Origin of the sequence: Geobacillus thermopakistaniensis (assembly GCF_000498995.1) — a bacterium.
GTDB lineage: Bacteria > Bacillota > Bacilli > Bacillales > Anoxybacillaceae > Geobacillus > Geobacillus thermoleovorans.
Genome location: NZ_AYSF01000047.1, coordinates 20,827 through 31,016 on the forward strand (window position 1 = coordinate 20,827; position 10,190 = coordinate 31,016).

Genomic DNA, 10,190 nt, shown 5'->3' on the forward strand with positions numbered 1-10,190 from the left:
GTCAGGGCAAAGCTGACCGTGTTTTGTCAGCTTTGTCCTTCATATTTTTTCAACTGCTCCGTCAGCTTGTGAAACAGCTCCATATCTTTGCGGTCAAGCGCTTGATCGATTTGCATCTTCAAAATCGACACTTCATGGCGTTTCAACGCTTCATCGAGCACTTGCTCGGCCGCCTTCGCCATTTTCTCATGCCGCTCGTGCCGTCTGACATTTTCAAACGCTTGGTGATCAATAAGCCGAAGGTACGAAAAATTCCTTGCCTTTCCTGGAAAATGGAGCGTCAAATAGAGCGTCTCGTTCGGATGCAGCGCCAAATCGCCCATAATCGAGGCAAGGCTCGTGCTTTTTTGACCGCGCCGATAAAAGACGAGCCCTTCCTCTTCCGCCATCGCAGTCGAAATGATCAGCCACCGCGCCTGCTTTTGCTCGGTTTCCGTAAAATGGACGTTCTCAAGCAAATGGGGGTGTTGAAGCAAGTATTGCAGCACAAATCGGGCATCGGGATGCTTCAAACGATGCTGCTGCAAAAACGTTGTTAAGAACTGCCGCTTTTCTGAATAGGACACCCATCTCGTCATAGCCTCACCCCCTTCAACTGCTTCTCCATGGAAGATAACAGCGGCCGCAGCGCAAGATCGTCTCAACAAGCCTCGATGATCCATTGCTATTCCATTCACGTCTTTGTTTTCCAGTATACTTGATTGCGCCCCGCCGTGCATCTGAAAACCACAGGGCAAGGCCCCTTTCATTCCGACACCAAGCGGCAAACGAAATAGAAAAACAGCCGCCCTTCATTTCCAGGCGGCTGCTCCTTCTAAGCAACGGGCTCTCGGCTTTCCTTTCCATTGCTAAGACCTATGGCCTACGCCAACTGCATCGCAAAGTGGCCGTTCAATCCGAGCGCTTCGGCTGTGGATGCTTGCACTTGCCGCAACAGCGCTTCGTTTTTCATCAACGACTCGCCGTAAGACGGAATCATCTCTTTCACTTTCGCCCGCCATTCGTTCATCCGTTCTGGGAAGCACTTCTCCATCACTTCAAGCATGACATGAACCGCCGTCGATGCCCCTGGCGACGCGCCGAGCAACGCCGCGATCGAACCATCAGCCGCATGGACGACTTCCGTGCCAAACTGCAGCGTTCCTTTGCCGCCAGCTTCCGTGTCTTTGATCACTTGCACGCGCTGACCCGCCACGACGATGTCCCACTCGTCGCTTTTTGCCGTCGGGACGAATTCCCGCAGCTCTTGCATGCGCTGTTCTTTCGACAACAGCACTTGCTGGATTAAATAGTTGGTCAAGGACATATTTTTCACGCCCGCCGCCAAGATCGTCAAGACGTTATGCGGCTTGATCGAGGTGAACAAGTCGAGCATCGAGCCGTTTTTCAAAAACTTCGGCGAAAACCCGGCAAATGGCCCAAACAGCAGCATCTTTTGATTGTCGATAAACCGCGTGTCCAAATGCGGCACCGACATCGGCGGCGCGCCGACTTTCGCTTTGCCGTACACTTTCGCATGGTGCTGCTCGACGACCTCGGGATTGTTGCACACCATAAACAGCCCGCTCACCGGGAAGCCGCCGATTCCCTTCCCTTCCGGAATGCCGGACTTTTGCAACAGATGGAGGCTGCCTCCCCCGGCCCCGATGAAGACGAACTTGGCCGCATGAAGCTCCACCGTGCCTGTGTCCAAATTCCGCACTTTCAGCTCCCATAAACCGTCGCTTGTCCGTTTGATATCCTCGACATGATGGCGGTAGCGGATCTCCACGTTCTTCCGTTTCAAATGTTCAAACAGTTGGCGCGTCAACGCCCCGAAGTTCACGTCCGTCCCCGATTCGATGCGGGTCGCCGCGATCGGCTCGTCCACCACCCGCCCTTCCATCATGAGCGGCACCCATTCGGCCAACTTTTTCGGATCATCTGTGAACTCCATCCCTTTAAACAGCGGATTGGCCGCCATCGTTTCGTGGCGCTTCTTCAAAAACGCCACATTGTCTTCCCCTTGCACAAAGCTCATATGCGGCAGCGGACGGACGAAATCTTTCGGGTCACGAAGAATACCGCTGTTGACTAAATAAGCCCAAAACTGCAAAGAGACGTAAAACTGCTCATTGATTTTAATCGCTTTGCCGATGTCAATCGACCCATCGGCCTTCTCAACCGTATAGTTCAACTCACACAGCGCCGCATGCCCCGTCCCGGCGTTGTTCCACTCGTTGGAGCTTTCCGCTCCTGCCTCTTCCAGTCTTTCAAAGACGACAATGTCCCACTCTGGCGCCAATTCCTTCAAGAGCGTCCCCAACGTCGCGCTCATAATGCCAGCGCCGATTAAAATGACATCCGTTTTTCCTTGTTTGTTGCCCATGTTTACCATCCCTATCCATGAATAGTTGTAAAAGAGCATCGAGCGAGCGCTCGAAATGATTCCACCGATACCCCTTTTATTTTTGAGGGCGATTTCAACATTTATTATAACACAATTGATTAATAGTATGTCACTATTATCAATTTGAACAAAATATATTACTATAATTCAATGCAACATCGTATATTCATAACATCAACACAGCCATCCCAACATCGCCCTTCATAATAATTTTACAAAATCGTTGAATATTTCGCCACCATCTCGAGAAAAAACGCAGAGATTTTTCAAGAAGACTGATGAAAAACAAACGAAATCATTTCATAGCAGCAAAAAAGACGGCTCCATGCCGCCAAAGCGTCATATAAGCCATCTACACCCGAAACATTCCAAGGTGACATCCATCGTATTAGGCAATCGTTTTTTCAATTTCTCTAACAAATGGCTCGTGCGAAGTATTCTCTAAAAAATCTTCGAATATTTCATCAAGTTGCAAGTTGAGATCTTCATTGACCTCATTCCCGTCCTCGTCATAAATCTCAAAGTGGCTGTACTTCCATTGATCAAATGTTTCCCTAAGCAAGTCACAGTATGTCACCCAACGCTTTCCATAGTTAGACATATACGTCGGCACCCATTGATCAATGTAAACGTTGTTTAACAACTCATCTAACGGAGAACAATAAAATCGCGAGCCCTTACTTCTCCCCAGCGATCGGACAAGCTCGGCAAACTCTTCCTTCTTCATTTTCCTCACTTCACCGGAATAGTCATAGCTGATCTTGCCGTTGTATGGGTTGATGAATGGTTCAGCGGTGTATATCCATTGGTGCGGTATATGCGTTTGAATCACTTCCATGAGCATTCGGGCAATGAGTTGCGGGATATCACGGAAATCCAATTTTTCTCTTCCTCCCTCACAAGAAGATGCGAAACAACACCGTCTTTCATCCCGCAATGGAAACCGTAGGATGAAAGGCGGCCAAATTTCGTAATCAAGCAAGGCGCTTCCGCGGTCACGGTCTTCACAAACGCTGCGGCCCTTCGGCATCCTTAGGCCATGCCGTCCATACGACGATCAATTGGCCGCTTGTCGTCACCAACCTTCTTATTCCCCATGGCCATCCCCTTGTTTTTTATTTCCCTACTCTTCAAGCAATCCCCGAACATCTTCCTCTAGAAGATCCACCAACCGAGCAATGTCTTCCACCGTCATTCCTTTGCGCTCCATGTTACGAATCAGCTGTTTCATTCCTTGTTGAATTCCACGTTCCATCCCTTCTTCCAACCCCTCCTTCCTTCCCTTTTGCTCATAGGAAATGATCAGCCCCAACACGTTCTCTTTTTCTTTCGTTTCCATCGCCTTCACTTCTCTTTGCAGTTGTTGCTCTTCCTCCTCCGACAACTTCACATACGTTTCAAAAAAGCCCAAGAGCAGCCGCTGCCTCGCTTCATCCAGCTCCAATCGCACCAACATGCGCAAAAACTCTTTTTTCAACTCGACTTTCTCACTTTCAGTATACCCCATTTTGCCAAGCAGCGCAGCCGCAATCGGATTGTCATGCCGAATAGAATCCCGCCAATGTTTCTTGCGCAACTCCACCGGGAAAAAGCGGAACTGCAACACCTCGCCAAAGGGAAACTCAATCGAAAACACGGACGGTTCATCACGGAGGGCATCATGGCTGAAGACGGCAATGGGAACAATGCGGATGCGGTATTTTTCAAACAAACGGCTGAAATAGACAAACATGCGCTCCGGAAAGGACGACTGCACGCTGCTTTGATTCTCCACATGAACGATGATCAGTCCATCTTCCCCTTTCAGCTTCGTCTCGACCAACAGATCAACGCGGTATTTTTCTCCTGCGGTCACATCAGTGAACAGTTCTTCGGACAAAAAGGACAAATGGCAGAAATCGATATGCTCGTGCATGTCGGGGAAAAAGAGGAAGAAAAACTCTTCGAAGAACGTCTGGATCAGCTCTTTGAACAATCGGTCATGGTCAATGGCCATCCGATCACCTCACGATGAAGATGTTCACCAACTATCATTCGTGAGCACGAGGCGAAAATCCTGCATGTACGATATAAAAAATGGAGAGCCAGGAAAAAAGCTCTCCGTTTTGTGCTTGCTCCCCGTCATACAAACAGCAGCGAACGCGAGTGAAAAACACTCAGTTGAAAAAGGCTGCTTCAAAAAGTTATGTCATCATCACCTTTTGAGACCGCCCTTCAGTAAGTACATCGCCACGACCAGCGTTTGCTTTTACTTTCTTAGAACGGCCGGCGGGTATTTCAGCTCAGGATGCAACGTTTCAAACACATCAGCAACATTTAATATCGTTCCTTCCCCAAAGGCTGGGCCGATGATTTGCATCCCTACAGGAAGTCCTTGAACAAAACCACATGGCACCGTTACAACAGGCAAGCCCGTCAAGTTAAACGGTCCTGTAAAACGGATGATATGGTCAAGAAAGTTTACTTCCTCTCCATTGATCCATACCGTATCCTGCCCGATTTTGGGAGGGAGAAACGGAATGGTTGGGGTGATCAAAACATCTACCTTATTGAATATTTCCATGAACTCGTGATCCAATTTCAAACGAATTTGTTGCGCTTCCAAGTAGTCTACAGCGGAAGGGAGTTCTCCAAGCTTTAAAAGGAAACGGACATCATCGCCAAAATCTTCTTCCCTTTCTACTAAATGATTGTGATGAATAGCGCTGGCTTCTGAAAGAATCGTGATCATTTCCGCATACTGCGCATATTGCAATGTTGGAATTCGCACGGTTTCTACAACAGCACCTTCGCGTTCCAAAGAAGCAATCGCCTGTTTAACCGCTCTTTCGACTCCTTCATCCACATGATCAAAGAAGTACGGTTCTATGCCAATTTTTACACCTTTAACAGACTCCATGAATTGTGTGGAATAACTCGTTGCAGGGGCATCGGTGGAAGTAGGATCTTTTGGGTCGTATCCTGCCATGGCTTCTAAAATATAGGCAGCGTCCCTCGCCGTTTTCGCCATCGGACCGATATGGTCCAACGACCATGCAAGCGGGAAACAACCATATTTGCTTACTAGTCCATAGGTGGGCTTTAAACCGACAATGCCGCAAAACGAAGAAGGAATTCGAATCGAACCACCGGTATCTGTTCCTAGGGAAGCAATCGTCATATGCGCCGCCGTTGCGACCCCCGATCCTCCGCTTGAGCCTCCGGGAATGCGTTCAGGATCCCAAGGATTTCGGGCAGGTCCGAAATGAGGATTATTGTTCGTTGCTCCCCAAGCATACTCATGCAAGTTTGTTTTTCCAGGAAACACTGCTCCCGCTTCCGTCAACTTCTCGATTACTGTCGCACTGTAAGTTGGCCGGAAGTTTCGGTGAATTTTTGACCCCATCGTTGTTGTTTCATTAGCTACGTAAAGAATATCTTTGATTGCTATAGGGATGCCATGTAGCGGGCCGCGGTAATTTCCAGATCGGATTTCCGATTCCGCCAACTCAGCTTGCTTGCGTGCTTTCTCTGCTGTCACCTCTATATAGGCATTCAGCTTATTGTTTAATGTTTCAATTTGTTCGAGTACATCGTCAACGAGTTCAACAGGTGAAACTTCTTTGTTTTTTAGAAGAGGGGAAAGTTCAGAGATTGTTTTCGTATTTAGCCGTTTTTCCACGATACACACCTCCCGGTTGGTGGACGACTCCAATATCTGCCTCATTCAAACCAAGTTTTTCGACTCCCTGTTTTAGTTGCTGAATGGCTTTCCACTGATGCTCAAGCATCATCAATTCCTGTTCTGAACACTTAATCCCTTTTTCTCTTAATTTCTTTTCTATGCTATTGCTCATTTCGTTTCCTCCCTTCTAAAATTATTATACATTACAAGAATTAAATTCCAAAATATTTTGACTTAACAAAATATAATAAATATACACCCGATTATTTTGACAATACTCTACTGAATTTCCTAAAATGTAGTTAGACATCACCCGTCGAAGGTTCGTTGTCAGCGATCCAAGGTTCCTATGTAACCAATCCTAAAATCTAAAAGTAAAGAGGGGAACGCCATGGAAGCGAAACAAACCGTGTTTGTCAATGAGTTCACTAACGGCATCTTAGACCCTCATGGAAACATGCTTGGCCCCGTGCAGGATGGGGGATACATTGTCGCCAATACTACTCCTGGCTGCTGGGGACCGATGATCACTCCTTGCATCCGCGGTGGCCATGAAGTGACAAAGCCCGTTTTTGTCGAAGGCGCTGAAGTAGGAGACGCCATTGCGATTAAGATCAAATCGATTCGCGTCACCTCTATCGCCACATCCTCAGGAAATGATAAACCAATGGAAGGTCGGTTTGTCGGCGATCCGTTCGTTGCTGTCAAATGCCCACAGTGCGGAACGATGTACCCGGAAACGAAAATCGAGGGGATCGGCCCGGAAGCCATTCGGTGCGCGAATTGTGGCGCGGACGTGACTCCATTTGTATTTACGAACGGCTATACGATGACGTTTGATCCAAACCGACAAATCGGCGTGACCGTGCATAAAGAAGCGGCAGAACACATCGCTCGACAAGGACGGTACTACATGGCGACACCCGACAACTCCGTCCAAAACCCGATCGTCACGTTTGCGCCCCATGACTTAGTCGGAACGGTGGCCAGACTCCGCCCGTTCCTCGGACAGCTCGGCACCACCCCGGCGCGTCCGCTACCGGATTCACATAACGCTGGCGACTTTGGCCAATTTCTGATCAACGCCCCACATGAATACGGGATTACGAAAGAACAGCTGGAAGATCGCACGGACGGACATATGGACATTAACCGTGTACGCGAAGGCGCCGTGTTGATCTGCCCTGTGAAAGTGCGGGGCGGAGGTGTTTATCTCGGTGATATGCATGCCATGCAGGGCGACGGGGAAATTGCTGGGCATACGACCGACGTATCTGGCATCGTCACCCTTCAAGTGAAAGTGATCAAAGGGTTGACCATTGACGGACCGATTCTTCTTCCTGTTGCTGAGGACCTCCCCTACTTGGCAAAGCCATTGACAAAAAAAGAAAAAGAGATCGCCCTCGATTTGGCACAATCATGGGGGGTAAACAAGTTGGAAGAATCGTTGCCGATTTCCTTTGTCGGGACAGGTGCCAACCTAAATGAGGCAACAGAAAACGGGTTGCAACGGGCAGCGAAAACGTTAGGCATCTCTGTCCCTGAGGTGATGAACCGTGCCACGATTACCGGCGCCATCGAAATTGGCCGACATCCTGGGGTCATCACCGTGACCTTCTTGTGCCCTGTTCGTTATTTAGACAAGATTAGTTTGACCTCGCTAGTGTACGATCAATATCGCAGCGTTTTGGAGTAAAAACATGTCGATCATCACTAAAGGCTTCATCCTCTCGCACTTGCCAAGCAGGGATGAAGCCTTATGTTTGTCAAGATTCGGGCACATACATTTTCTGCAGCGGCAACAGCGCTCTCGCATCATTTGGCATGTTCTCGTACCAATGGACAATCAAGTTGACCAGTTCTTCCAAATCAATCAGTTTAACGGAATTATGTTTGGCTACTGCCTCTGCTTGGGAAGTAAATCCTCCAGTCGAAACGAACAAACAATTGGCATCAATCGGGTTGGCCCCGAGAAGCTGCTGGATTTCCGGAGCCGAAGCGGCACTTTTGCGATGCTTAACTTGCACTTTAATAATTGGTTTTTCAAAACCGAATGCATCCTTATAGGCCAACACATCCACCCCACCGTCAGGGCCTTTCGGGCTGACTTGCACATTGTACCCCATAGCCCGAAGCAAGCCTGCTACTAAATCTTGCATTTGCCACGGATCAAGCTTGTCCACTTTGTCCTGGATCATCATCAACGCTTTTCCAACAAGATCTTCGACGATTTCGTCCTCTTCCGGTTCAATGGTTTTATCGACGGAAGCTAATGACGGGTTGCTCAATTGTCGTTCGATTTCATCCCCCCACTCATCGACCCGAAAAACTGTTAAGGTAGAGCCTAAACTGTTTTTCGCCGCCTGCGGCAATGAATCTCTTGAGATCCGGGCGTTTTCCCAGTTGACCCGAATGATGTTCGGATAATTCGGGTGCCCGATGTCAGGATCGTACACATGCTCCTCTGTGACCGTTCCGACAATGTATTCTCTTCTTTCTTTAGAGTACGTGATCACACGATCGCCTTTTTTAATTTCATGGCTGAAACGCCACACTTGATTAACCCAGCTATTTCTTGATTTCGGTTTGGCCTCGTTAAACACTTCGTCTGCCTTCTGTTGAAGCTGTTGCTTTGATGAAAAATGCCTTGGGTTTCCTAACCGCGCCCAGCCGATCGATGCGATGCCCTTTTCCAGCCAAAGCGGAATCAGTTCATTGCGGTCGCCCGCGCGGATCATCCACCATTTTGACATTGGATTTCCCCCTTTTTTGTAAAAAGAAATCGCTCCATTCGCGAAGCAAACATTTTCTAAAAACAGGCGCTTAAAAGACGAGCAGATAGCTCCCCACTATATGCAATACCATTATAAGATGAGCAAAAACGAAAAAACCATATAGAATAAGCCCGCCCATCGGTGTTCTCCGTCTATTACAAACTGCTTAATCGATTTCGTTCAATTTTGATCGTATGATCTTTCCCATCCAATACATCTGCGCGCTTGCTGCCGTAATCTGCTTTACGAATCGTTGCCATCCCGTGACCCCTCCCTTTGTCATAGATAAAAAGATTCAGTTGATTTGATTGTATCAACTTTTGTAAAACGTTGCCGTCGAACTTTGTCGACCGATCAAAAATACAAAAAGAGCGGTGCGGTGCCGCTCCCTTTTCTATACCGATGGCGAAGCGATGAGAACACATAACGCTTCCGCTTTGAAGTTCATTTTTTATCAATTCCTATTTCTTCGCGCACAATACACTAACGCCCTGTTGCTACTCGGGAATGTGCTCTTGGATGTCTCAAAGATGTTGCATTCAACCGGGTCGATTATTGACACTCCGCACGCCTAAAGGCGTGGGATTCTTGGGTCGTTTGCGTCCTCATCCATTTCTGGTTCGGACAACGCCCAAGTTCAGGGGTGTGTCATCACCCCATCCCATCGGGTTAGGATGTACCCCAATGGGCGGCGCACCTGTGACCAGTGCGCTAGGTTAGACCTCATATTTCGCAACCTTTGCATAATATACAAAAAACAACCTGGATATTCGCATAAAAATAATTTTTTATACAAAAATTGTAAGATAATTAATTTTTATTCAATCAAATCAGGCTTATTTCGAATTTTTATTCAGGGTGCGAAATGTGAGTTAGACGGCAAAGCCCGAAATCGCTTTGGCGATGTTGATCGCGCCATTCAAGTCGGCGTGGAGGGTGTATCCGCACTTTTGGCATCGGAANGCATCGGAAGCGGATGCCGTTTCGGTTCGCTTTCTCTCGATAACCACATTTACACGTTTGGCTTGTGTAGGTTGGATTCACCCACTCGACCCGAATGCCCGCCATTTCCGCTTTATAGGCGATCATCGTTTGCAGTTGATGAAACGCCCAAGCATGAAGGCTTCGCCCCGCTTCTTTGGCCGATTTTGCCCGCTTGCGAATCCCCGTCAACGCTTCCATCCGAATCACGCCAACACCGTTGGCGAGCGCAAAATTCACGATTTGACGGCTGATTTTGTGATTTTGATCCTTCATCCAGCGGGACTCTTTACGGCCGATTTTGCGAATCATATGGAGCTTCTTGGCTTTTCCTAATCTCCTTCGCAAAGCCGCATATCGTCGGCGTACAAAGGCGCATTGG

General features: G+C 48.1%; 8 protein-coding genes and 1 pseudogene. 1 reads left to right on the top strand and 8 read right to left on the bottom strand.

Features of this window, described 5'->3' with window-relative positions; translation table 11 throughout:
- Positions 1–26 precede the first annotated feature (26 nt).
- The 6 genes from T260_RS129925 to T260_RS129900 all read right to left on the bottom strand — a co-directional run bounded on the left by T260_RS129925 (position 27) and on the right by T260_RS129900 (position 6,225).
- On the bottom strand, positions 27–578 hold the full coding sequence (locus tag T260_RS129925) for a YpiB family protein (protein ID WP_023633977.1): 552 nt from the start codon (positions 576–578) through the stop codon (positions 27–29).
- A gap of 284 nt (positions 579–862) precedes the next feature.
- Positions 863–2,377 carry a malate:quinone oxidoreductase gene (locus tag T260_RS129920; RefSeq protein WP_201769452.1) on the bottom strand — a complete coding sequence of 505 codons (1,515 nt, stop codon included), beginning with the start codon at positions 2,375–2,377 and terminating at the stop codon, positions 863–865.
- Positions 2,378–2,777: 400 nt separating this feature from the next.
- Complete coding sequence (locus T260_RS129915) at positions 2,778–3,269, bottom strand: hypothetical protein (protein ID WP_011230891.1); 492 nt, start codon at positions 3,267–3,269, stop codon at positions 2,778–2,780.
- Positions 3,270–3,512: 243 nt separating this feature from the next.
- Entirely contained in the window at positions 3,513–4,385 is an 873-nt protein-coding gene (locus tag T260_RS129910) for an Rpn family recombination-promoting nuclease/putative transposase (protein WP_023633979.1), read from the bottom strand.
- A 252-nt stretch (positions 4,386–4,637) separates the two neighbouring features.
- The gene (locus T260_RS129905) at positions 4,638–6,050 is read right to left on the bottom strand and encodes an amidase (protein ID WP_011230888.1); all 1,413 of its coding nucleotides are present in this window, start codon (positions 6,048–6,050) and stop codon (positions 4,638–4,640) included.
- On the bottom strand, positions 6,016–6,225 hold the full coding sequence (locus tag T260_RS129900; protein WP_014195569.1) for a hypothetical protein: 210 nt from the start codon (positions 6,223–6,225) through the stop codon (positions 6,016–6,018). Before T260_RS129900 ends, T260_RS129905 begins: the two co-directional genes overlap by 35 nt.
- 219 nt (positions 6,226–6,444) lie before the next feature.
- On the opposite strand from T260_RS129900, the gene T260_RS129895 reads away from it, so the two are divergent.
- Positions 6,445–7,749 (top strand): acetamidase/formamidase family protein, encoded by a 1,305-nt coding sequence (locus tag T260_RS129895; RefSeq protein WP_011230887.1) that lies wholly within the window; start codon positions 6,445–6,447, stop codon positions 7,747–7,749.
- Positions 7,750–7,819: 70 nt separating this feature from the next.
- Here T260_RS129895 and T260_RS129890 read toward each other — a convergent pair whose 3' ends face one another.
- A complete protein-coding gene (locus T260_RS129890) occupies positions 7,820–8,806 on the bottom strand; it encodes a restriction endonuclease (protein WP_023633980.1) in 987 nt (328 codons plus the stop codon).
- Positions 8,807–9,699: 893 nt separating this feature from the next.
- A pseudogene (locus tag T260_RS01000000137960) lies at positions 9,700–10,190 on the bottom strand (RNA-guided endonuclease TnpB family protein); the annotation flags it as partial.

Excerpts from the sequence above, each read along its gene's own strand:
- T260_RS129925 (WP_023633977.1), bottom strand. The coding sequence starts at position 578 with ATGACGAGATGGGTGTCCTATTCAGAAAAGCGGCAGTTCTTAACAACG.
- T260_RS129920 (WP_201769452.1), bottom strand. The coding sequence starts at position 2,377 with ATGGTAAACATGGGCAACAAACAAGGAAAAACGGATGTCATTTTAATC.
- T260_RS129910 (WP_023633979.1), bottom strand. The coding sequence starts at position 4,385 with ATGGCCATTGACCATGACCGATTGTTCAAAGAGCTGATCCAGACGTTC.
- T260_RS129900 (WP_014195569.1), bottom strand. The coding sequence starts at position 6,225 with ATGAGCAATAGCATAGAAAAGAAATTAAGAGAAAAAGGGATTAAGTGT.
- T260_RS129895 (WP_011230887.1), top strand. The coding sequence starts at position 6,445 with ATGGAAGCGAAACAAACCGTGTTTGTCAATGAGTTCACTAACGGCATC.
- T260_RS129890 (WP_023633980.1), bottom strand. The coding sequence starts at position 8,806 with ATGTCAAAATGGTGGATGATCCGCGCGGGCGACCGCAATGAACTGATT.